Source organism: Bradyrhizobium sp. USDA 3315 (genome assembly GCF_054056795.1).
In genome coordinates this window covers 7,658,322-7,681,467 of sequence record NZ_JBSRYP010000001.1, presented here as the reverse complement: position 1 = coordinate 7,681,467, position 23,146 = coordinate 7,658,322, and the positions used below count along the sequence as shown (strand labels likewise).

Below are 23,146 nucleotides of genomic sequence, written 5' to 3'. Positions count from 1 at the left end.
GGGCGGTCCGAAGGGCCGAACCCGGAGTCCCGGGAGTCCGGGACGCCATCATCCGCTAGGCGAGCCAGCGCTTGCGTCGCTTGTAGTGCTTCACATCGCGGTATGATTTTCGCTTCTCTCCGGCGACGCCAAGATAGAACTCCTTGACGTCCTCATTTGCGGCGAGCGCGTGCGCTTCGCCGTCCATCACCACGCGGCCGTTTTCGAGGATGTAGCCGTGGCTCGCATATCTGAGCGCCATATTGGTGTTCTGCTCGGCGAGAAGAAACGACACACCTTCCCTGGCGTTGAGATCCTTCACGATCTCGAAGATCTCTTCGACGATCTGCGGCGCGAGGCCCATCGATGGTTCGTCGAGCAGGATCATCTTCGGGCGCGACATCAGCGCGCGGCCAATCACGCACATCTGCTGTTCGCCGCCCGACGTATAGCCGGCGGTGGAATTGCGTCGCTCCTTGAGGCGGGGGAAATACGCGTAGACACGTTCAAGGTCCTGCGCGATCGCGAGCTTTCCGTCCGTCCGCGTAAAGGCGCCGGTCAGGATGTTCTCCTCGACCGTCAGATGAGGGAAGGCGCGCCGCCCCTCCATCACCTGGATGCAGCCGCGTCGCACCACGTCGTTTGGCGACAGGGACTTCACCTCGACGCCGTTGAACAGGATCGAGCCCTTGGTGACCTCGCCGCGCTCTGCGTGCAGCAGATTGGAGACCGCCTTCAGCGTCGTCGTCTTGCCGGCGCCGTTGGCGCCGAGAAGCGCAACAATGCCGCCTCGCGGGACCTCCAGCGAGACGCCCTTCAACACGAGAATGACGTGATCGTAGACAACCTCGATATTGTTGACCGATAAAATCAGCGCTGCCGCTTCCGTCGCAGCGGTGACGACCTTGGCGATTGACATGCGCAGACCTCCAAACTGAGCAGGGGCTGGGATCCGGGAGCAGGCAATCCTGCCTCCCGGATCACTCGCACGGGTCAGGTTTCCTTTGCGCAGTCGCGCGGCTTGATCTTCTTCTCCGCGGCATACTTCGCGGACACATCGGCGACGAGTGGTTCGATCAGCGATTCGTCAGCCGTGTACCAGTCGGAGATCACTTTCCAACCCTTGCCATCCCATTGCTGGACGCGCCCGTAGCGCGCGCCTTCGTGGTCGGAGCAGGAAATGCTGACCGGCTTCAACATACCCTCAAAGCCGAGCTCCTTGATTCGTGCATCGGTGAGTATGAGGTTCTCAAGCCCCCAACGGACCTGCTCGCCCGTCAGCGGTTGCTTGCCGAATTTTTCTTGCGCCTTGCGGATCGCCTCTACGCCGAGCATGGCATTCGTGATGCCGCGGTTGTAGAGGACTTCGCCGATCTTGCCGGGTTCTGTCGAACCCTTTCCCTTGGCGTAGACGTACTTCTCTATGTCGGCGTGCACGGGGAATTTTCCTGCGCCATGCTGAAGCATCAACGATTTGTAACCGCTGGCTTGATCGCCCGCCGGCGTCACATCCGGCTCCGCGCCTGACCACCAAACACCGATCATCTTGTCGCGCGGATAGGCGACGGCGGCGGCCTCCTTGATTGCCGTGCTGTTCATGACGCCCCAGCCCCAGACCAGGACATAGTCCGGCCGATTCTGGCGGATCGCCAGCCATTGCGACTTCTGCTCGACGCCGGGATGCGTGACGGGGATCGGCGTGAACTCAAAGCCGTACTTCTGCGCCAGCACCTGCAGCATCGGAATTGGCTCTTTGCCATAGGGGCTGTCATGGTACAGCAGCGAAATCTTCCTGCCTTTCAGCTTGTCGAAGCCGCCAAGTTCCTTGGCGACGTGCTGGATCGCGATATCGGCCGCGGACCAATACGTGCCGAGCAATGGAAAATTATATGCGAACACGGCGCCGTTCTTGGAATCGGCACGGCCATACCCCATCGTAATGATCGGGATTTTGTCAGCCGCGGTCTTTTCGGTGAGTGCGAAGGTGATCCCGGTCGACAGCGGATTGATGAAGGCCGCGCCGGTTGGTCCTTTGCTCTTGAGACGCTCGTAACACTCCACTCCCTTGTCGGTCGCGTAGCCCGTCTCGCATTCCTCGATCAGAATCCTGACGCCGTTGATGCCGCCGTCACGTTCATTGATCAGGTTGTAGTAGTCTACCACGCCGTTTGCGTAGGGCGCGCCGTTCACAGCGTACGGTCCGGTCCGGTAGGACAGAATTGGGATGAACTGTTCGTTTTGCGCTGCGGCCGGTGCGCTAAGCGCCGCGCCGGCCAAGGCGGTCGCGAGTATCAGTAACCTGCGTGGAATACTTGCCATATTGATATCCTCCTTGCGGTACTTCCTTCCTCTTCGTTGTCAGCGGCCGCCATTTCCATTGCGATCAAGGCACGATCGCTCCCTCAGTAGGGAAACGGCCAAAGTCTGAGCTTCTCCTTGCCGATCGATATCAGCCGGGCGAAGCCATGGGGTTCCTTGATGAGCAGATAGCAGATCAAGGATCCGAAGATGATGAACTGGAGGTGAGTGATCGTTTGCGTCGACAGTGGCAGGCCGAGCTTGGTCGGAATCACATTCAGCATGATCGGCACGATGAGGATGAACGCTGCTCCGATGAACGAACCCATGATCGAGCCGAGCCCGCCGATGATGACCATGAACAGAAGCTCAAGCGAGCGGTCGATCGAGAACGCAAGCGGCTCCCATGAACCGAGGTAGACGAACGCCCAGAGCGCACCCGCCACCCCGATGATGAACGAAGAGACCGCGAAAGCCGTTAGTTTTGCATAGAGCGGCCTGATGCCGATCAGCTCGGCGGCGATATCCATGTCGCGGATCGCCATCCACTGCCTGCCGAGATTGCCGCGCACGAGATTTTTCGCCAACACCGCCATAACGGTCACGAAGAGCAGGCACAGCAGGTAACGCTCGACCGGCGAGCGAACGACCATGCCGAAGAAATCCAGTTCCGGCGCATTCACTGATCCCGACGGGGCGTAGTTGGTGAACCACGGGATCCGCAGGAACGCCCAATCGAAGAAGAACTGCGCGGCGAGCGTTGCGACCGCCAGGTAGAGACCCTTGATCCGGAGACTGGGAATGCCGAACAGGAGTCCGGCACCCGCCGCCATGAACCCGCCAAGCAGAATGGATGCCAGCACGGGCAACGGTGGGATCGCGATCGCGAAGCCAAGCCAGGCAAGCGGGATATGAACGCCGGTCGCCAGCTTGTAGGCGGAATAGGCGCCGATGGCCATGAACGCGCCACTGCCGAGCGAAATCTGGCCGCAATAGCCGACGAGAATGTTTGTCCCGATGGCGGCGAGCGCCAGGATGAGGAAGGGCAGCAGGATGGCCCACAACAGATAGTCGGTGCCGAACGGCCAGATCCGGAAGGTGGCCAACAGCGGCACGCCAATGAAAGCAATCGCGAGCAAGACGGCGAGGGCAATACGATCCTGCCGGATCGGGAAGATCGCCATGTCCTCCGCATAGGTCACCTTGAACTGGCCAGCTTCGCGATAGAGCACAACGACCTCCTTGCCTCAGACACGTTCGATGATCCGCTCGCCGAACAGGCCCTGCGGCCGCAAGAGCAGCACCGCCAACGCCAGCACATAGGCAAACCAATATTCGATGCCGCCGCCGATGGATGGCCCGAGATATACCTCTGCGAGCTTCTCACCGGCCCCGACAATGAGCCCGCCGACGATGGCTCCGGGAATGGAGGTGAGGCCGCCGATGATCAGGACCGGCAAAGCCTTCAGCGCGAGAAACGTGATGGAGAACTGCACGCCAAGCTTGGTCCCCCACACGGTCGCCGCGACGAGCGCAACGAGGCCGGCAACGAGCCAGACCACGAACCAAATCCAGCTGATTGGAATCCCGATCGAGTGCGCGGCCAAATGGTCGTCGGCCACGGCTCTGAGCGCGCGACCGGTCTTGGTGCGCTGAAAGAAGACCGCGAGGCCGGCGACTAGGACGCCCGCGATCAATGCGCCCCAGACATCCAGCTTGTTGACCAGAATCCCGCCCGGGAACAGGCCTTCAAACAAGAACCAGGCGTCGGTCGGGAACAGCCGCAGCGGGTAGACATCCGATCCGAAGATCATCTCCGCGGCGCCCTCGATAACGAATGTCACGCCGATCGTCGACATGAACAGCGTCAAGCCATCCTGATTGACCAGAGGTCCGATCACGAACCGCTCGATGAGCCAGGCGGTTGCTGCCATGATCACGGCGGCAAAGCCGATAGCGAGGATGACCGCGACCCAAAGCGGAAGGCCGTTGGCGACCAGGAGGTCGAGGGCGCGAACCAGCGCCAATCCCGCGAGCAACACCATTGCTCCCTGCGCATAGTTGAATACGCCGGATGCCTTGAAGATCAGCACGAAGCCGAGCGCGACCAGCGAATAGAGCACGCCGGACATCAATCCGCCGATCAGGACCTCGAGAAACTGACCCAGTGCGATCATGGACGCACCTCAATGCGCGACGCCAAGATATGCGTCGATGACAGCTTGGCTTCTCTTCACTTCATCAGGCGTGCCGTCGGCGATCTTCACGCCGTGATCAAGCACCGCTACGCGATCCGACAGATCCATGACCACGGCCATGTCGTGCTCGATCAGGGCGATGGTCGTGCCGTAATGGTTGTTCACATCAATGATGAACCGCGACATGTCCTCCTTCTCCTCGAGGTTCATGCCTGCCATCGGCTCGTCCAGGAGCAGAAGGTCGGGCTCCATCGCCAGGGCGCGACCGAGTTCGACACGCTTCTGCAAGCCGTATGGCAGACGCCCGACGGGTACCTTGCGGATTGTCTCGATCTCCAGGAAGTCGATGATCTCCTCGACCTTGCGCCGATGCTCGATCTCCTCTGCGAGGGCAGGGCCATAACGCAGCAGCTGCCACAACAGCCCCCGGCGCACCTTCAAGGTGCGGCCTGCCATGATGTTGTCGAGCGCGCTCATGCCCTTGAACAGGGCGACATTCTGAAAGGTGCGCGCGATGCCGCAGCGCGCCGCCTCGAACGGCTGCATTTTGGACCGGGTGCTTCCCTTGAAGGTGATGGCGCCATGGTTGGGGTGATAGAACCCGTTGACGACGTTCAGCATTGAGGTTTTGCCGGCGCCGTTGGGGCCAATGATGGCGCGAATTTCGCCTTTTTTGACGTTGAACGAGACGTCCCGCAGCGCCTTGACGCCGCCGAAGGCCAGTGCCACGCCCTCGACCTGCAGCAGGATTTCGTTGGCGTTTGGCGCTCTCATGCCGCTCTTCCCAGCGATTCTGCCGGACCGATGATTTGCATGTCGCGAATCTCGACTCGTGCCGCGATCGTGCCCTTCCGGCCATCCTCAAACGTCACTTCCGTGGAAATGTCGGCGTCATGCGCTCCGTTGTAGAGTGCCGTGACCAGCGACGCATAGCGTTCGGCAATGAAGCGGCGGCGCACTTTCTGCGTGCGGGTCAGCTCGCCGTCGTCCGCGTCGAGCTCCTTGTGCAGAATGAGGAAGCGGCGAATCTGGGCGCCCGCAAGCACCGTTTCCCCTGCCAGGGAGCGGTTCACCGCGGCAACGTCTCTGGCGACCATGTCGTAGACCAGCGGATGCCCGGCAAGCTCCTGATAGGACCCGTAGGCGACGTTGTTGCGTTCCGCCCAATTCGCGACCGCGACCGGGTCGATGTTGAGCATGGCGCATACGAACTCTCTGGAGTCACCGAACGTGATCGCTTCCTTGATATTGGGATAGAACTTCAGCTTGTTCTCAAGGTACTTGGGAGCAAACATCGTGCCGTCAGCCAATCGACCGACGTCCTTCGCACGATCGATGATCTTCAGATGCCCGGTCTTCTCGTCGAAAAAGCCCGCATCGCCGGTCCTGACATATCCGTCGGACGTCGTCGCTTCCGCGGTCTTTGCCTGATCCTTGAAATATCCGAGGAACATGCCGGGCGAGCGAAACTGCACTTCGCCCGAGTCCGCGATGCGGATGTCGACGTTGGGCGCCGGCGGACCAACCGTATCCGGATAGATCTCGCCATCGGGCTGACACGTTACATAGAGGAACGCTTCGGTCTGGCCGTAGAGCTGTTTCAGGTTCAGTCCGATCGCGCGGTAGAACGCGAACAGATCCGGACCGATAGCTTCGCCTCCAGTGTATGCGACGCGCACCTGAGACAGGCCAAGAACGTTCTTGAGAGGTTCGTAGACCAGCCAGCGTCCGAGCGCATAGAGCAATCGGCCTGACAGCGGCACCGGACGTCCCGTCAAGACTTGCTCGCCATACCGCCGCGCGACGTCCAGAAAGTAGCTGAACAATCGCCGCTTGATCGGCGCCGCGTCCTCCATCCGGACCATCAGCCGCGTCAGCATGGCCTCGTAACCGCGTGGCGGGGCCAGGTAGAAGGTTGGTCCTATCTCATGCCGATCCTGCTCGATTGTGTTGCTGCTCTCGGGGCACGCCATGCAGAATCCGGCCACCAAGCCTTGCGCATAGCTGACGTAATGATCGCCCGCCCAAGCCAGCGGCAGATAGGCCAGCACCACGTCCTTGTCGGTCAACTTGTCGAACCGCGTGGTGTCGGTTGCAGCATCGATGCAGCCTCGTGCCGACAGCATGACGCCCTTGGGTGCGCCGGTCGTTCCCGAGGTGTAGAGGATGATCGCGATGTCCGAACCGTTGCCGGCCCGAATGGATTCATCGATCCGTTCGCCAAGTGCTGCGTCGGCTGCAAGCGCGGCGCGGCCGTCATTGATGATATCGCCGATTGCGATCAGTCGACCGTGGTCGTAGCCGTCGATTCCGCGCGGTTCGTCGTAGATAATCCTGTTGAGTTGCGGCAGTCGGTCGGACACCGACAGGACCTTGTCGACCTGCTCCTGGTCCTGCGCCGCGACCAGCGTCACCTCGGCGTGAGCGAGAACAAAAGCAAGCTCATCAGCCACTGCATCGGAGTAGACCGGAACGGGGATTGCGCGCAGCGTCTGCGCTGCCATCATGGTCCAGTAAAGCTTGGGCCGATTGGAGCCGACGACCGCGATTGTCTCACCTGGCCGCAAGCCAAGGCGATGCAAGCCGGCAGCGTAGCTACGTATGATCTCGGCAACCTCAGCCCAGGTCCAGCTCTGCCAGATGCCGAGATCCTTATGTCGGAACGCTGGCCGCGTGCCAAATTGTGCCGTGTTTCGCAGCAGCAATTTGGGAAACGTATCATACGATCCGTCGCCGGCCATGTCGGTCTCGATCCAAAAACCGAAGCGTTGGTTCGCTCCTGTTATGGTGATGCCTGCCCCATTTTTGGGTAGCAGACATGCGAGTGCCGCATGGTCCGAGATTACAGCGAATCGAAAGTCCGACAAGTGCCAGATTGATAGGTCGCGTTTTTGCCGCGGGCGCGCCCGGCAGAGATAGGTCTACCGGCTGCCAATTCGCCGAAGGTGAATCCGGCCGCCACCAGACGGACATTGCGGCGCGAAGACGCTGATCGGCTCTCAAGAGGTAACCCCAATGCTTCGGAGAGCCTCACGTCCATCGGACGGTCCCGCGAAGCTGACCGGAGTCCTGCGCCATCAGGTTTCGAGGGCGACCGGAAACCGGTTGCCGATCAGCTGGGCGGCCGCCCTCGTTGCGACCATGGAGGGCCGCCTGACCGCCTTGGCTCCGCCGTGCCGGATCGCGAGGTCGGATGAGGCGACTTGACTACGGCCGCTTCGTCTGCCGGTGGCGCGCCGTGACAAACTGCCGCCACCAGGGGGCCCTGCGAACCGCCGCGACGTGACGGTATCGCGTTGGCGCCAATGTGCCTGGCATGATGGCTGTCATTTCAAACAACATTTCAAACAACGCAACGCGAAGACAGCAAATCCATTTCCCTTGCGGGGAGGTGGATTGCATGACTACGTGTGCGCCACGAACCAATCATCCCAAGAGGAAATCATGTCCCAAGGAAAGCGCATCGTTCTGGCTTCGCGCCCGCACGGCGAGCCCACGTCGGCCAATTTCAGGCTCGAGGACTACACGCCGCCGGCACCGGGTGCGGGCGAGGTGCTGCTCCGCACCATCTGGCTGTCGCTCGATCCCTATATGCGCGGCCGCATGGCCGACGGTCCGTCCTATGCCGCACCGGTGCCGGTCGGAGGCGTGATGGAAGGCGGCACGGTGAGCGAGGTGATCGCCTCCAACAATCCCGGCTTTGCCAAGGGCGATATCGTACTGTCGCGCGCGGGCTGGCAGACGCATGTGCTGTCCGACGGCAAGGGCCTTGCCAAGATCGATCCGAAGATCGCGCCGATCTCGACCGCGGTCGGTGTACTCGGGATGCCCGGCATGACCGCCTATACCGGCCTGCTCGAGATCGGCAAGCCGCAGGCGGGCGAGACGGTGGTGGTCGCGGCGGCGTCCGGCGCGGTCGGCTCGGCGGTCGGCCAGATCGCCAAGATCAAGGGCGCGCGGGCGATCGGCATCGCCGGTGGCAAGGACAAGTGTGCCTACGTCAAGAACGAGCTTGGCTTCGACGAGTGCCTTGACCACCGCGATCCCAATCTCGCGGCGAAGCTGAAGGAAGCCTGCCCGAAGGGCATCGACGTCTATTTCGAGAATGTCGGCGGTGCAGTGTTTGACGCGGTGTTTCCGCTGCTCAACGCGTTCGCGCGCATCCCGGTCTGCGGTCTGATCGCGCATTACAACGACACCGAAGCGCATGCCCCGAAATGGGCCGGCGCGATGATGCGCAACATCCTGACCAAGCGGCTGACCTTCCGCGGCTTCATCGTCAGCGACTTCGCCGCCATGCATGGCGACTTCCTCCGCGACATGTCGCAGTGGGTGCGCGAGGGCAAGGTCAAGTACAAGGAGTTCGTGACCGAGGGCCTGGACAGCGCGCCAGAGGCCTTCATGGGCCTGCTCAAGGGCGCCAATTTCGGCAAGCAGTTGGTCCGGGTCGGGCCGGACAAGGCCTGAGTTACAGGCCCCGGAAGCTCCCATTCCGCGCAACAAAGTATCAAATGCGCCACAATGGCGGGGATTTGGGGGCCTTTCGGCCCCCATTTGCTTGACGGAGACCCGCAGCAGTTGATTCAATATGGCTATATTTCAGGTGTAGCCATGATTTTTGAAGCTATTGTTGTCGGGGTCATTCTCCTCGCCGTCGGCTATTGGGCGACGATGTTCGTCATGGGCCGCCGCGACGACGTCCTGCATGGAAAATTCGTCGAGGAGCAGCCGGATACGACGCCGGTCCGCTTCATGCCGCACGTATCTCGCGTACGGCCCGCGCAGGCGGCACCACAGCCCGACAGGGACTCGCTTCAGGCGCTGCTCACCGTGATCAAGCAGGACCTGCACGACGCGGCGCGGAGCTGACGCGGCTCAGGCCGGCTGCTTGCCGAGCAGCATGTCCAGGTCGACATCGACCTGGCCCTTCGCCCTGACGTGGCGGACCTCGAAACTGTCGGGCTGGAAGCGGTACTCGACGAGACCGGTTTCCTTGATGCCGATCACCTCCTGCCGCGCGTCGGAGATGATGAAGCCGGCCGAGGGCGCCCAGATGTGTCTGACATGCTCGAACGTATAGTCGCGACGCTGGTGCACATGGCCGCTGCCGACCAGACGCCAATCGACCTTGCCGAGCATCTCGATCAGGCGGCGACGCGCCGGTTGCGGCACGAACCGGATCGCGGTCTCGGCGCGCTCGGCATCGTAGGGCAGGTCGAGATAGAGCGGCTTGTGCAGGAACAGCGCGACCGGCCTGCCGACCGCCTTGTCGAGCGCGCCTGCGAGCCAGTCGAACTGCTCGGCCTCGCTGTCGAGGCCGGTGTTCATGATCAGCGAATTCAGCCCGATGAAGCACCAGCCAGCAGCGTCGAAATGCCAGCGGTCCTCGCCGAGCACCGAGGTGAAGGCGCCGCGCGTCTCCTCGGTCGGCAATTGTGAAGGCGTGGGGCCGACCGCGGTCGGATTGTCGCCGATGTCGTGATTGCCCGGCAGATAGAGGCAATCGACCGGCAGCGCGTTGTGCAGCTCCTTGGCGAATGCGAGGTCGTCGCGGCTGGTCGGCCCGTCGAACGAGACGTCGCCGGAGTTGAGCACGAGATCGGGACGCGTCGCGTCGATGTGCTCGCTGACGCGATGAAAGTTGTCGATCAGCGGCTTGAAGCGGCGCGCGAGATGGGTGTCGGAGATCTGTGTCAGGCGAAATTGGGGCATGCATCGCTCCTTTCGGCCGGAGCATAGGTCGGCGCGAAGTCGGAACGATGACGATTTTGCCGTCTTGTTGGATGCCTCGTTTGAAGCCCTGTTTGATGTGTTGTTTGGTTTTGCGCCTTGGCGGTCGCTCGATCGCCAGTTGCCGCACCGACGCCGGCGAGTCCTGCCGTCACCATGCCGGGCACGCCGCTGCCCGGGCCGCGCTGTCGAGGATCGGGGTGATGACGCTGATCGCGTCAACCGTGCGGGGCTGAAACCGCCATTGGTCCTGGGAGTTGGTCACCCGGGCTCGGATCATGGTTCAACGGGTTACCGCGCACGCTTCATTGTGTTGGGGGCGAGTGGCGGCTAAGAGGGCGGCGGGCGCCCGCGGCTGAGGGAGATTTTTGATGTCGGTTCAAATGGTTCTGTTACCGGTCTTCATCCAGATCGGGATCACCTTCGCGCTGTTGTTCGCCATGGCGACGACGCGCACGAGGGCGCTGACGAGCGGTGAGACCAAGATCGCCGACATCGCGCTGCGCGAGCCGAACTGGCCGGCCCAGGCCACCAAGTTCGGCAACTGCTTCGCCAACCAGTTCGAGCTGCCGATCCTGTTCTATGTCCTGATCGCTATTGCGCTGCCGCTGCGCCGTGCCGATCTGTTCATCGTGCTGATGTCCTGGGTGTTCGTGGTGACGCGGTTTGCCCATGCCGGCGTGTTCGTCACCTCCAACGACGTGCGGCCGCGCTCGCTCGTCTGGCTCGCCGGCGCGCTGGTGCTGGCGGCCATGTGGCTGTATTTCGCGCTCAGACTGCTGCTGCTGATCTGATGCGCCCAACCGAAAGAGATCAATGACCCCCGCTGCCCGGCTTTCCGCCGCGATCGAGCTGATCGCCACCATCGACGCACAGCGCATTCCCGCTGCGAAAGCGCTGAAGGAATGGGGCACCGCGCACCGTTATGCCGGCTCCGGCGATCGCGCCGCGATCTCCGGCCTGATCTGGGACGTGCTGCGTCGGCAATCCTCCGCGGCCTGGTTGATGGATGACGCCAGCGCCCGGTCGCGCCTGCTCGGCATGCTCAAGCTCGAACGCGGCATGGACATCGCCACGATCCAGGCTCTGTGCGACGGCGGCCGGTTCGCGCCGGATCCGCTGACCGCGACCGAGGAGGCCGCATTGGCCTCACGCTCGCTCGAGGATGCGCCGGCGCATGTCGCGGGCGATTATCCGGACTGGCTCGACCCGCATCTGGCAAGGGTATTCGGCGACGACCGCGCCGCGGAAGCGACCGCGATGGCGAGCCGCGCGCCGCTCGATCTGCGCGTCAACACGCTGCGCGGCAAGCGCGAGAAGGTGCTGCCGCGGCTTTCGCATCTCGGCGCCAGGGAAACGCCGTGGTCGCCGCTCGGCCTGCGCATCGAGCTCGGCGCCGACGCGCGCAATCCGGGCATCCATGCCGAGGAGGATTTCATCAAGGGCGCCATCGAGATCCAGGACGAGGGCTCGCAGCTCGCCGCGCTGTTCTCGGCGGCCAAGCCCGGCGAGCAGGTGATCGACCTCTGCGCCGGCGCCGGCGGCAAGACGCTGGCGGTGGCGGCGATGATGCAGGGCAAGGGCCGGCTGATCGCGACCGACAGCGACAAGCGGCAGCTCGCGCCGATCCATGAGCGGCTGTCGCGCGCCGGCGTGCACAATTGCGATGTACGCACGCCGCGCGGCGAGGAGGAGGTGCTGTCCGACATCAAGGCGTCCGCCGACCTCGTGCTGATCGACGCGCCCTGCACCGGCACCGGCACCTGGCGCCGCAATCCCGACGCCAAATGGCGCATGCGCCCCGGCGCGCTCGAGGTGCGGCTGAAGGATCAGGCCGAGGTGCTGGAGCGCGCCGCGCCGCTGGTGAAGGGCGGCGGCCGGATCGCCTACATCACCTGCTCGGTGCTCTCGGAGGAGAACGGCGAGCAGGTCAGGGCCTTCATCGCGCGGCATCCGGAGTTTTCCGTGCAGCCGCCGGAGCAGACCGCAGCGGTGCTGTGGGACAAGGCCGAGCAATTTGCGGAGGCCGCATTGCTGTCGCCGGAGGGCCTGCTGATGACGCCGCGCCGCACCGGCACGGATGGGTTCTTCGTCTCGGTACTGAGGAAGGCGTAACAGCGATCGTCATTCCGGGGCGTCCGTAGGACGAACCCGGAATCCCGAGGTTCCGGGTTCAATGCTTACGCATTGCCCCGGAATGACGAAATCCACGTCATGAGTGCCCGCAATCATACGCCGCACCAACTGCCGCCGGCATCCGGCTCACCACGATCACCCAGTACAGCAGCGCGCAGGCGCTGATCGCGGCACCCAGCACGCAGACGCCGGGCCAGCCGGCGGCCGCATAGGCCATTGTCGAGCTGATCGCGCCAAAACCTGTTCCGATCGAATAGAACACCATGTAGCCGCCGACCAGCCGGCTCGCCGCGTCGGGGCGTGCGGCGACGATCAGGCTCTGGTTGGTGACATGGATCGCCTGCACCGCGAAGTCGATCATCAGGACGCCGGCCACGACCAGCCATAGCGAGGTGTTGAGGCAGGCGATCGGCACCCAGCCGGCGAGCATCAGCAGCAGCGACAAGCCGGTGGTGCGCTGCCCCCAGCCGCGGTCGGCGAGCTGACCGGAATTGCGTGCCGCCAGCGCGCCGGCGAGGCCTGCGATCCCGAGCATCCCGATCGTGGTATGCGACAACGAGAGCGGGGGTGCCGCGAGCGGCAGCACGACCGAGCTCCAGAACACGCTGAAGCTCGCGAAGATCAAAAGCGCGAACACCGCGCGCTCGCGCAAGACCTGCTCCTCGACGAACAGCGCGAGCGTCGAGCGCAACAGCTTGGCGTAGGACGATCCGGCCATCGCCTGCGGCGCATGCTGCGGCAGCGCGCGTGCCAATAGCGCCGCCAGCACCAGCGTCAGCGCGGCCGAGGTGAGGTAGACCACGCGCCAACCGCCGAGATCGGCCAGCGCGCCGGCGGCAAACCGTGCCAGCAGGATGCCCGAAACCACGCCGCTGGTGACGGTGCCGATGGTGCGGCCGCGGTCGGCCGGCGCCGCCAGCGTCGCGGCGTAGGCGACCAGCACCTGGATCACGACGGCAAGCAGCCCGACCAGCACCATGCCGACCAGCAGCACCGCGGCGTTCGGCGCGGTGCCGACGATGGTGAGCGCGATCGCCGACAGCACGGTCTGGCCGACGATCAGCCTGCGGCGGTCCCAGAGGTCGCCGAGCGGCACGATCAGCATCAAGCCGAAGGCGTAGCCGACCTGGGTCAGCGTCACGACGCCGCCGATCACCGCCGGCGTGATGGAGAGATCCTGCGCCATGGTGTCGAGCAGCGGCTGCGCGAAATAGATGTTGGCGACGCTGAGGCCGCAGGCGACGGCGAACAGCAGCACGACGGCGGGCGACAGAGCGCGCGGCGTTGCGTCGCCGGTCTTGTCGTTTGTCTTGTGATGGTCCTCGGCCGGCCGGGCCTCAGCCATGGTCTGGTTCGTCATCTTGCCTCCGCTGCAATTCGCAATCTGGTCTCATCATGAGACCAGTTGCGTCGGACGCTGTCTAGTCCTATTTTAAGACCAGTTCGGAATCGTGATCGAGGGAGGCGGGAGCGCGATGAAGCGGACCGCATTTGCAAAAGCGGAATGCCCGGTGGCGCGCGCGCTGGACGCGATCGGGGACTGGTGGTCGCTGTTGATCGTGCGCGACGCGTTTGACGGCCTGCGCCGGTTCGGCGACTTCCAGAAGAATCTCGGCATCGCCAAGGGCATGCTGACGACACGGCTGCGCACGCTGATCGAGCTCGGCGTGCTCGAGCAGGTCGCGGCCTCCGACGGCAGCGCCTATCAGGAATATGTGCTGACCAGGCGGGGCCACGACCTGTTCCCGATCGTGGTCGGCTTGCGGCAATGGGGCGAGGCGCATCTCTTTGCGCGCGGCGAGCCGCATTCGGTGCTGCTCGACCAGGCCGGCCAGGCGGTCGGGCAGCTCGTGCTGCCGTCGAAGAACGGCAAGCCGCTGGGCTGGGCGGATACGAAGGTGAGGAAGGTGGCGCGGCGGCGGTGAGCGAAGGGCGAACTCTCTCCACGTCATTGCGAGGAGCGAAGCGACGAAGCAATCCATGTCTCGGCAAGCGGCGCGATGGATTGCTTCGCTACGCTCGCAATGACGGGGATTGAGCCAGGCCGTCGCCCTTCGAGACGCGCTACGCGCTCCTCCAGCGACAAAGGCGAAGCCTTTGCGCGGGGGTGACGGATGACGTGTGATCAATCCACGATGAACAGCGTCGCACCTGTCTTGGTCGACGAACGGTGCGCGGCGTCGCCGAAATCGGAGACCTGGTAGCTCATGCCGGGCATCAGCGTGAATGTGCGGCCGTCGCGCAGCTCGGTGTCGAGCTCGCCGCTGACAACAAACAGCACATGGCCGCGATCGCACCAGTGATCGGCGAGGTAGCCGGGCGAATACTCGACCATCCGCACCCGCAGCTCGCCGATGTTGAGCGTGCGCCACAACGCCTGTCCGGTCTCGCCGGGATGCACTGAAGGTTCGAGCTTGCTCCAGTCGGTGACGGTGAAGGGCAGGGACGGGATTTTCATGGGGGTGGTTCCTGACGTTCTGTGACTCTACGCGTCTGCATCTCCAAATGCCGGCGTCATCCCCGCGCAACGGCGAAGCCGTTGTCGCTGGAGGTGCGCGTCGAGCGGTGCGCCAGCAGCGCTCGGCGGGCCTCGAAGGATGGGGATGGAGCCGGGCCGTCGCCCTTCGAGACGGTCGCTTCGCGACCTCCTCAGGGTGACGGATTACTGCATGCGGCAACCTCAACCCACCAGATGGTTCGCCGAGCCTTGCCTGATCTTGCCCTGATCATCCAGCCGCAAATACTCGCAGATCTTCTTGCCGCGTTCGTTCTGGTAGAACACGACGACGCTGTCGGGCGAGACATAGAGGTCGATCAGCTCGAAATGCAGCTCGGGCAATTTCGCCAGCGCCGCGCTCCAATAGGCCCGCAGCTGCGCCTTGCCGCGCACGGTTCCCGACGCGCCGAAGCCGAGCGGCGGGATCCGGTCCGAGGTCATCTCGGCATCCTCGGCATACATCGCCAGCACCCGCTCGAGATCGCGCGCGTTCCAGGCGGCGATCCAGTCGCGGCCGAGCGCCGCAAGGCGGGGCGGCTCGTGAAAATCCGGCATTGGTTTCCTCCATGTGGCTTATGGCCAAATTAGGTCAATAATACTGACCTATACGGATTTGTCCATGCCCAAAGAAGAATGTGGGCGCCCCTTCGAGCGCGGTTGCGGGGGCGGGCGCCGTCGCGTATCTGCTTGCCATGACAGCCCAGCACACAGCCCAAGACACAGCTCAAGCGCCGTCGACGCCCTCCGTGGCCTCGGCGCATGACAAGATTCTGATTGTCGATTTCGGCAGCCAGGTGACGCAACTGATCGCCCGCCGCGTCCGCGAGATGGGCGTCTATTCCGAGATCGTGCCGTTCCAGAAGGCGGAGGCCGCTTTCAACGAGATGAAGCCGAAAGCGGTGATCCTCTCCGGCGGTCCTGAGTCCGTGCACGAGACCGGCTCGCCGCGCGCGCCGCAGCTGATCTTCGAGTCGGGCGTTCCCGTGCTCGGCATCTGCTATGGCCAGATGACCTTGGCGGCCCAGCTCGGCGGCGAGGTCGAGGGCGGGCATCATCGCGAGTTCGGCCGCGCCGATGTCGAGGTGAAGACCGACAGCCAGCTGTTCGACGGCATCTGGGGCCATGGTGAGAAGCACCAGGTGTGGATGAGCCATGGCGACCGCATCACAAAAATGCCGCCGGGCTTCTCCGTCGCCGGCACCTCGCCGAATGCGCCGTTCGCGATCATCCAGGACGAGACGCGCAAATATTACGGCCTGATGTTCCATCCCGAGGTGGTGCACACGCCCGACGGCGCCAAGCTGCTGCGCAACTTCGTGCGCAAGGTCGCAGGGCTCACCGGCGACTGGACCATGCGCGCGTTCCGCGAGGAGGCGATCGAGAAGATCCGCGCCCAGGTCGGCAAGGGCAAGGTGATCTGCGGCCTGTCCGGCGGCGTCGATTCCGCCGTGGCGGCGGTCTTGATCCATGAGGCGATCGGCGACCAGCTCACCTGCGTGTTCGTCGATCACGGCCTGCTGCGGCTCGACGAGGCCAAGACCGTGGTCGACCTGTTCCGCAACCACTACAACATCCCGCTGGTCCATGTGGACGCGTCGAAGCAGTTTCTGGGCGAGCTCGGGGGCGTCACCGACCCCGAGGTGAAGCGCAAGACCATCGGACGACTGTTCATCGACGTGTTCGAGGCGGAAGCCAAGAAGATTGGCGGCGCGGAATTTCTGGCGCAGGGCACGCTCTATCCCGACGTGATTGAAAGCGTCTCCTTCACCGGCGGCCCGTCGGTGACCATCAAGTCGCACCACAATGTCGGCGGCCTCCCGGCGCGCATGAACATGAAGCTGGTCGAACCGCTGCGCGAGCTGTTCAAGGACGAGGTGCGCGTGCTCGGCCGCGAGCTCGGCCTGCCCGAAGTGTTCGTCGGCCGCCACCCGTTCCCGGGCCCAGGCCTTGCCATCCGCTGCCCCGGCGACATCACCAGGGAAAAGCTCGACATCCTGCGCAACGCCGATGCCGTCTATATCGATCAGATCCGCAAGCACGGCCTTTACGACGCGATCTGGCAGGCTTTTGCGGTGCTGCTGCCGGTCAAGACCGTCGGCGTGATGGGCGATGGCCGCACCTACGAATACGTCGTCGGCCTGCGCGCCGTCACCTCGACCGACGGCATGACCGCGGACTTCTACCAGTTCGACATGAAGTTCTTAGGCGAGACCGCGACGCGCATCATCAACGAGGTGAAGGGCGTGAACCGCGTGGTGTACGACGTGACCAGCAAGCCGCCGGGGACGATCGAGTGGGAGTAGTGCGGCCTGCTGGCATCGCGTGGTTTAGCGTGGTCTCGTCGAGTTGTTCTCGCTTCCTTCGCATTGAGAATTCTGACCGAAGTGGTGAGCTTGGCTTATCCCGGTAGAAGTCCAAAATCCATTGCGTGTTCACTAATGGAGTATCGCAGCGCGTTGGATCGTATAGAAGGGCCGGAGGCCCAAACCTTAGCTTCGAGCACCGGCAGGGTTTTGGCGCAAAGCGGCCCAAATTTGCTTGTTTAATGCTGTTCTTGGCCGTTGTTAGAAACGGGCCCATTGGCGCGAGTTTGCAAGATCCTGTTCTGAGATCCCGCTTCGAAATGACCTGGCGAAGTCCATACTGAGGGGAAAGCGGACGCGGAGCGGGCAACTCAAGACGTTCCCGTTTCTGACACTTAGGAAACAGCGTTGCCCTTTGACATTTCTGGAGGCGAACTACTCGCTACTCTTGCCCAGCGGAGGCCGCCGCTGCAGTGCTTACGAACAGACCTTGTAGCGATTTGGGCGTCAACTCGACCACCGCTGCAGTGGGGCTGCCCAGCTCAGCAACTTTGTCGGTAGTGATGAGATTAGTGACTCGCAATTCTTCCCTGGACAGTTCATGTAAATCTTCCCATGGCGGAACGTTTAGCGATAGTGACAACAGATCACCCGCGCCGCCCATATCGAAGGTGTATTTGGCGAGACTTCCGATATCGCGCTCAACGGTCATGAGATCATATGCGCTGTAGCTCGCGGCCCGGGCATTCTCAGCGCGGTCGCCCATCCAGATCTGATGTACGCGGACATGCGCCTGTCCAGGCACGTAACGCGACTTGCCCGACAGCAGCAGAAAAACGCACATGGATTCGCAGTAGGCCTCCGGCGACACGTGGGCGCGCTCGCCGCTACGTGCGCTGGGGGTAAGCACGCTCACCCCGACGGTCGTGACCATTTCGAGCGCCCGAAACCGCCGTCCGAGCGCGATCGCGTCGTTGACCGATCCGCCGCTGGAATCCAGCACGACAGTTTCGCCCTTGAGCTGATGATCGCGCGCGAAAGCATCGAAATCGCTTGGAGTGTCGGCGGTGACGATGCCGACTGCGCTGATCCAGCCTCGGCAATTCGGCTGGCAAGCGACCCAGCTGAACTTCATCGGCAATCTGCGTTCTTCGAGGGCGACGCCGGCATACGCCGAGCAGCCCAGCATGGCTACCAAGCCGAGCAATGCGATGCGAAGGGTGGGGGCGCTGAGCAACATCCAAGCTCGGGTGGTCGCCCAGTGAGCGAGCATGACTACATAACCTCGGCCGACTATCGGGTGGTGTTAGTCGCGTTAGGACCGCGTATATGCACCGGCGACAGCTGGCGCTGCCCGTCCAGCGTTACAGCTTCAGAACCGAATCTCAGCCAACTCTGATTCTTGGCGAGCCATTTCGGGCCGGGGCCGCGCATGTAGTGCAGCTCGGGTCGGTAGCTGTCGCGCACGTCCATAGTCAGGTTGCGAACGACACTGGCGAAGTCGGAGACAAACTCAGCCGTCCTACGAGCAAAACCCGAAAATGCGGTTGCACCCATTGTTATCATCGATAAACCTCTCCTATTCCTGATGCCGCTCAACACATCAGCCGCTATGCCGAAGCGTAGCCTCCGAGAGATGGGCCAAGCCATTGCACAGAGGTTGATCCTCATCGGATCTTTGGCTGAGAGGACCACACCAAGGTTTAGGCCCTGCCCACGAGGGCCTTGCGACTGATGGGAAGGTCGCACCTCCTTCATGGCGCATTATCGCTTTCAGACGCTGCCTCAAATTTGCGAGGTGCGGTAGTGGCAGGCGACAAGCCGAGTGAAATGGAAACCGGAGGGGCAGTGATGGAGACCACACCGAATGCGCGGTCCGCCCAGAGATGCAGCCAGTAACGCATGACCCGAATGAGCCTCGTCGGGTACCGGCGGAGCGAGAGCCTTTCATGGCTTCCGGATACTCGTTCTTTTTCAATCCGTCTGAAGGTTTACTTGATGGGCTTGGTCAGAGGGGCGTCATTGGTGTCGAGGACGAAGACAGCGAGCAGCTTTGCCGGCTCGGTCTTGCTCGCGTTTCGGCTGATCGAATGGGTAGCGCCCGGCGGTTCGGACCAGCTCTCGCCTGCCCGATAGATGCGCGTCTCTCCGTCGTTCACCTTCGACTTGATGGCGCCGGAAACCACATAGGCGTAGATGAAAGCCGAATTCGCGTGAGTGTGGGGTGCGGAGGCCGCGCCGGGCGCGTAAACGACTTCCACGGCGATTAGCGACTTGCCAGCGATATTGGGAATGGTCGCCTCGAAGTTCTTCGTGACGGTTTCGGCGTCACTGTCATGGGCGAGCATGGGGCTGGCCATCGAGAAGGTGAGGGCGGCGCAGGTGGCGGAGATGACGGTTCGGATCTTCATGGACTTTCTCCTTCTGCCTATAGGTTGGTCTTCGTTCTTCATTGCTTCCTCCCGCCTCGCCGGCTTGCTGATTGCGGACACCGAACGGGTCAGTCTGGTGGGATGAAGTCGATGTGGGGCCCCGGCTCGATAATGAACACCGCGAGCGTGGCGAGAACGCACGCGACCGCGGCGACAGCCATCGCTATGTGAAATCCCGAGAACAGCGCAGAACCGCCCTGCTGCAGGACGCCGCCGAGCAGGGCGATGGCGAAGAGGGACCCGGCGCGTGAGACCGCGCTGTTGACACCGGATGCGGTCCCGGCGCGATCGGACTCGACGGAGGTGAGGACGAGGGTCGTCAACGGTGCGATTGCCAGGCTCATGCCCAGCGACAGCAACAGGATTGGCGGGAAGATGTCCGCCCAATAGGTCGCGTTCGAACCGACACGTAGCGTCAGGGCGCATCCCAAGGCGACGACGGCGCCGCCGGCGAACAATGGCAAGCGCCGGCCGAACCCGCGGTAGAGTATGCCGGCGAGTGGCGAGACGACCGTAATCAGCACTTGCAGGGGAATGAAGGCCAGCCCCGCCATCAGCGTCGGCAGGTGTGCGCCCCGGATCATCACGAACGGGATCAAGGTTAGCATGACCGTGAGCGCTCCGTAGAGGAGCGCGGTGAACAGGTTCGCGCCGACGACCGACCGCGAGGTGATGAGGGACGGGGGCAGCATGGCGTTCTCGCCCAATCGCTGTTCGGTCACGATGAGGCAGGCTAAGCCGCCCAGACCGATGATCAGGGTGACGAGCACCCAAAGGGTCAGACCGGAACCGTTGGTGAGGCTGGTCAGGCCCGCGCCCAGCCCGCCGAGGCCGGCTGTCGAAGAGATCGCCCCGCCGACGTCGACCCGGGCGTGGCTGGTCGGGGAGTCCGTGGGTATCCACACAATGCCGGCGGCCAGCGCGCCGGCGACCACGGGCAGGAGCATTAGAAAGGTCATCCGCCACGACCCGTGATCCAGGATCGCGCCGGCGATTGCGGGCGCGACTGCGCTGGCGACAGCCGCGGCGGCGGACCAGATGCCGACCGCGCGGGCTTTCTTCTCTGAGGGAAAGGCCCGCCCGAGCACGGAAAGGCCGTTGGGCAGGATCAAGGCTTCGCCCAAGCCTTGCAGGAACCGGCTGGCGATGAGCAGGGCGAAACTCGGCGCGAAACCAATCGCGGTCGCGCCGAGGCCATAGAGAGCAATCCCCGCGAGGAAGATCCGCTTCTGTCCAAACCGGTCACCCAGAGCGCCGGCGACCAAGGTCAGGGCCGCGAGCGGCAGGAGTTCGGCGTTCATCACCCACTGCAGGTCGAGCGGCGACAGGCGCATGTCTCGGCCAATCGCCGCGAGCGCGACCGTGACGACGGCGCCGCTGACGAACACGAGGCAGCTGCCCAGGCTCGACGCGGCGAGCACCTTTGTGCTGCCCTGCGCGCCGACGGCCTTAGGCTCAGAGAGCGCCAGGCTGCGGTCGGTCAGGATTAGAGACGCGCTGCTCACGACCTAATCTCTCAGGTCAGGTCGCGCGATTCGCGGCGCGCGCGCTCATTGGCCAGCAGCCAGAAGCCGCGCCGCCGTGTCCGTTCGCGGAACACTCCTCGCAACATCAATTTGACCTCAAGCAGCCTCTCGCTAAGCCACCGTCACTTCCGGCCCGCGCGGCGCCGCCGGACGCGCGACACCACGGTTGAGGCACGCCTGCACGTCAAGAAAGCGGTCGAAGCCGACGAGCTCTTTGCCGCCTTCAACCCGCCGTGCGCGTGTCCAATCCCGAACGCATCGCGACTGGCTTCTCAGGCGCGTTGAAAACCGACGTCGTGAGTAGGACAGCGGCAGCGAGGACCCAGTAGTACCAGGCGTCGAGTCCGAAGAATTTGAAGGCAAACGGGGCGACGACAAACACCACCCCGACCGCGCGATCGACCCAAAGGTGCAGCCAGTAGGGAATGATGCGGACGAGCCCGGTGGGATGGTCGGTCAGGGCGGCCAAGAGTAGCGCCGCGACACCGACAACAACCGAAAGCCACATTGCGACCGGTCCGCTCTGGCCGAGCTTCAGCGCGAACGGCGCTGCGATCAAAACGATCGCGACGGGATAATCGATCAGGTAGGCGTGGATGGACTTGGTGATGAAGCGGAACGACATCGGCGATACTCCCATGTGCTTGGTTGTTCGAGCGGATCCTTGCGACGCGGAGGACCAGCCACCCACGAGGACGATCACGCCGTCCTTTGCTGGCGAGCACTCCGTACGACCGCCACGGGTCAGCCCGGCTGGACGCACAGAAAGGCTATGCCGATACGCCGACCATTAGAAATGCCCGGTCGTTATTGTTTCTATTCCGCTCGCCCGGCGCGGCGCGCCGTCGATCGCGCCGCGCGCAGTTGACGCACGACCCGCGCAGGCCATCGCGATCACGCCGGGTTATCGACTACATGCCCTATCTTCATGACGTTTGCGCGCCGTCGCCGAATACTGTGTTGCGGTGTGAAGCAGGAGGACTGGCGATGGCCACGACGGTTGCAGGCCCTGCTGGAAGTAACAACGACTGGAGGTCTGCAGAGACTGCTGCCGGGCGCAACGTCGGCCTCTCCCTTTGGAGGGGCGTTCGAGGAAGGTGCCCGCGCTGCGGGCGCGGTCGTCTGTTTTGCGCATTTCTCAAGGTCGACGACCACTGCTCTATCTGCAGCCTCGATTTCATCGGACACCGGGCCGACGACCTGCCGGCCTACCTGGTGATCGTCATCGTCGGACACGTCTTGGTTCCGATAATACTCTGGATCGAGGTGGACTATGCGCCGTCGCTAGCGTTTCAGCTTGGCGTCTACCTTCCGATTACGGCCTTGGCCTCGATAGCTCTCTTGCAGCCGGTCAAGGGCGCCGTCGTGGCGCTGCAATGGTCACTCAGGATGCACGGCTTCGACGAGCATCCGTCCGACGAATTCCAGACTTGAGGGGGAAGGTGCCTCAACAGAATTGGCAGCCGCTACTCTCGCGCAGCGGCGTTTGGCCGGTCGGAGGAATCCTGACATGACGACTGAGAAGGCGGTGTTGGCCGGCGGATGCTTCTGGGGCATGCAGGATATGTTCCGCCGACTGCGAGGCGTGGTCTCGACGCGAGTCGGCTATACTGGCGGCGATCTCCCCAATCCGAGCTACTGCAACCACCAGGGGCACGCCGAGGCAATCGAGATCGTCTTCGATCCCACGGTCGTAACCTACCGGGCCATCCTTGAATGCTTCTTCCAGGTCCACGACCCGACAACGTACGAGCAGCAGGGGAGTGACTTTGGGCCGAGCTACCGTTCCGCCATCTTCTACACGGACGAGCAGCAGAAGGACACGGCGCTCGCGACGATTGACGAAATCGAAGCCTCTGGTTTGTGGCCCGGTCCCTTGGTGACTGAAATCAACCCCGAGGAACTGTTCTGGCAGGCGGAGCCCGAGCATCAGGACTATCTGCAACGACACCCGGGCGGCTACAGCTGCCACTTCTTCCGACCGAACTGGCGACTGCCGTCAGCTAAAGCATTCCAGAAGTCGCGAACCGACGGAAACTGACCTGCA

At 63.2% G+C, this 23,146-nt stretch carries 23 protein-coding genes; 8 read left to right on the top strand and 15 right to left on the bottom strand.

The window, feature by feature from the left end; genetic code table 11:
- Positions 1-55: 55 nt before the first annotated feature.
- From ACVIYL_RS36145 to ACVIYL_RS36120, 6 genes are all read right to left on the bottom strand, one after another.
- Positions 56-898, bottom strand: a complete 843-nt coding sequence (locus ACVIYL_RS36145) for an ABC transporter ATP-binding protein (protein WP_456780838.1) — start codon at positions 896-898, stop codon at positions 56-58.
- A 74-nt stretch (positions 899-972) separates the two neighbouring features.
- Entirely contained in the window at positions 973-2,298 is a 1,326-nt protein-coding gene (locus ACVIYL_RS36140) for an ABC transporter substrate-binding protein (protein WP_456780837.1), read from the bottom strand.
- Between the two features lie 83 nt (positions 2,299-2,381).
- A complete protein-coding gene (locus ACVIYL_RS36135) occupies positions 2,382-3,509 on the bottom strand; it encodes a branched-chain amino acid ABC transporter permease (protein ID WP_456780836.1) in 1,128 nt (375 codons plus the stop codon).
- Positions 3,510-3,524: 15 nt separating this feature from the next.
- A complete protein-coding gene (locus tag ACVIYL_RS36130; protein WP_080667122.1) occupies positions 3,525-4,454 on the bottom strand; it encodes a branched-chain amino acid ABC transporter permease in 930 nt (309 codons plus the stop codon).
- Between the two features lie 9 nt (positions 4,455-4,463).
- Entirely contained in the window at positions 4,464-5,249 is a 786-nt protein-coding gene (locus ACVIYL_RS36125) for an ABC transporter ATP-binding protein (RefSeq protein ID WP_456780835.1), read from the bottom strand.
- Entirely contained in the window at positions 5,246-7,216 is a 1,971-nt protein-coding gene (locus ACVIYL_RS36120) for an AMP-binding protein (protein ID WP_456780834.1), read from the bottom strand. Before ACVIYL_RS36120 ends, ACVIYL_RS36125 begins: the two co-directional genes overlap by 4 nt.
- Before the next feature lie 703 nt (positions 7,217-7,919).
- Here ACVIYL_RS36120 and ACVIYL_RS36115 point away from each other — a divergent pair.
- Positions 7,920-8,942, top strand: a complete 1,023-nt coding sequence (locus ACVIYL_RS36115; RefSeq protein WP_076826615.1) for an NADP-dependent oxidoreductase — start codon at positions 7,920-7,922, stop codon at positions 8,940-8,942.
- Between the two features lie 144 nt (positions 8,943-9,086).
- Positions 9,087-9,344, top strand: a complete 258-nt coding sequence (locus ACVIYL_RS36110; RefSeq protein ID WP_310882417.1) for a hypothetical protein — start codon at positions 9,087-9,089, stop codon at positions 9,342-9,344.
- A gap of 6 nt (positions 9,345-9,350) precedes the next feature.
- On the opposite strand, the gene ACVIYL_RS36105 is transcribed toward ACVIYL_RS36110, so the two are convergent.
- The gene (locus ACVIYL_RS36105; RefSeq protein ID WP_456780833.1) at positions 9,351-10,187 is read right to left on the bottom strand and encodes a metallophosphoesterase family protein; all 837 of its coding nucleotides are present in this window, start codon (positions 10,185-10,187) and stop codon (positions 9,351-9,353) included.
- Between the two features lie 389 nt (positions 10,188-10,576).
- Here ACVIYL_RS36105 and ACVIYL_RS36100 point away from each other — a divergent pair, with 389 nt between their 5' ends.
- Together ACVIYL_RS36100 and ACVIYL_RS36095 are read left to right on the top strand one after the other, a co-directional pair.
- The gene (locus ACVIYL_RS36100; RefSeq protein ID WP_456780832.1) at positions 10,577-10,999 is read left to right on the top strand and encodes an MAPEG family protein; all 423 of its coding nucleotides are present in this window, start codon (positions 10,577-10,579) and stop codon (positions 10,997-10,999) included.
- 22 nt (positions 11,000-11,021) lie between these two features.
- On the top strand, positions 11,022-12,320 hold the full coding sequence (locus tag ACVIYL_RS36095) for an RsmB/NOP family class I SAM-dependent RNA methyltransferase (protein ID WP_456780831.1): 1,299 nt from the start codon (positions 11,022-11,024) through the stop codon (positions 12,318-12,320).
- 97 nt (positions 12,321-12,417) lie between these two features.
- Here the strand turns inward: ACVIYL_RS36095 and ACVIYL_RS36090 are convergent, their stop codons facing one another.
- On the bottom strand, positions 12,418-13,701 hold the full coding sequence (locus tag ACVIYL_RS36090) for an MFS transporter (protein WP_456780830.1): 1,284 nt from the start codon (positions 13,699-13,701) through the stop codon (positions 12,418-12,420).
- 115 nt (positions 13,702-13,816) lie between these two features.
- Here ACVIYL_RS36090 and ACVIYL_RS36085 point away from each other — a divergent pair, with 115 nt between their 5' ends.
- Positions 13,817-14,266: a winged helix-turn-helix transcriptional regulator gene (locus ACVIYL_RS36085; RefSeq protein WP_456780829.1), complete on the top strand. Its 450-nt coding sequence runs from the start codon at positions 13,817-13,819 to the stop codon at positions 14,264-14,266.
- Between the two features lie 200 nt (positions 14,267-14,466).
- On the opposite strand, the gene ACVIYL_RS36080 is transcribed toward ACVIYL_RS36085, so the two are convergent.
- On the bottom strand, positions 14,467-14,799 hold the full coding sequence (locus ACVIYL_RS36080; RefSeq protein WP_456780828.1) for a DHCW motif cupin fold protein: 333 nt from the start codon (positions 14,797-14,799) through the stop codon (positions 14,467-14,469).
- A 222-nt stretch (positions 14,800-15,021) separates the two neighbouring features.
- Positions 15,022-15,393 (bottom strand): nuclear transport factor 2 family protein, encoded by a 372-nt coding sequence (locus ACVIYL_RS36075; RefSeq protein ID WP_456780827.1) that lies wholly within the window; start codon positions 15,391-15,393, stop codon positions 15,022-15,024.
- A gap of 137 nt (positions 15,394-15,530) precedes the next feature.
- On the opposite strand from ACVIYL_RS36075, the gene guaA reads away from it, so the two are divergent.
- Positions 15,531-17,141, top strand: coding sequence for a glutamine-hydrolyzing GMP synthase (gene guaA / locus ACVIYL_RS36070; protein ID WP_456780826.1), 1,611 nt, complete (start codon positions 15,531-15,533; stop codon positions 17,139-17,141).
- A gap of 442 nt (positions 17,142-17,583) precedes the next feature.
- On the opposite strand, the gene ACVIYL_RS36065 is transcribed toward guaA, so the two are convergent.
- From ACVIYL_RS36065 to ACVIYL_RS36045, 5 genes are all read right to left on the bottom strand, one after another.
- Positions 17,584-18,381 (bottom strand): hypothetical protein, encoded by a 798-nt coding sequence (locus ACVIYL_RS36065; protein WP_456780825.1) that lies wholly within the window; start codon positions 18,379-18,381, stop codon positions 17,584-17,586.
- Positions 18,382-18,434: 53 nt separating this feature from the next.
- A complete protein-coding gene (locus ACVIYL_RS36060; protein ID WP_456780824.1) occupies positions 18,435-18,698 on the bottom strand; it encodes a hypothetical protein in 264 nt (87 codons plus the stop codon).
- A gap of 434 nt (positions 18,699-19,132) precedes the next feature.
- On the bottom strand, positions 19,133-19,552 hold the full coding sequence (locus ACVIYL_RS36055) for a cupin domain-containing protein (RefSeq protein ID WP_456780823.1): 420 nt from the start codon (positions 19,550-19,552) through the stop codon (positions 19,133-19,135).
- An 89-nt stretch (positions 19,553-19,641) separates the two neighbouring features.
- Positions 19,642-21,078 (bottom strand): MFS transporter, encoded by a 1,437-nt coding sequence (locus ACVIYL_RS36050; RefSeq protein ID WP_456780822.1) that lies wholly within the window; start codon positions 21,076-21,078, stop codon positions 19,642-19,644.
- A 244-nt stretch (positions 21,079-21,322) separates the two neighbouring features.
- Positions 21,323-21,724: an SPW repeat domain-containing protein gene (locus ACVIYL_RS36045; RefSeq protein WP_316396936.1), complete on the bottom strand. Its 402-nt coding sequence runs from the start codon at positions 21,722-21,724 to the stop codon at positions 21,323-21,325.
- 362 nt (positions 21,725-22,086) lie between these two features.
- Between ACVIYL_RS36045 and ACVIYL_RS36040 the strand changes: the two genes are divergently transcribed.
- Together ACVIYL_RS36040 and msrA are read left to right on the top strand one after the other, a co-directional pair.
- The gene (locus tag ACVIYL_RS36040) at positions 22,087-22,533 is read left to right on the top strand and encodes a DUF983 domain-containing protein (RefSeq protein WP_456780821.1); all 447 of its coding nucleotides are present in this window, start codon (positions 22,087-22,089) and stop codon (positions 22,531-22,533) included.
- Between the two features lie 76 nt (positions 22,534-22,609).
- On the top strand, positions 22,610-23,140 hold the full coding sequence (msrA, locus tag ACVIYL_RS36035; RefSeq protein ID WP_456780820.1) for a peptide-methionine (S)-S-oxide reductase MsrA: 531 nt from the start codon (positions 22,610-22,612) through the stop codon (positions 23,138-23,140).
- Positions 23,141-23,146: the final 6 nt, after the last annotated feature.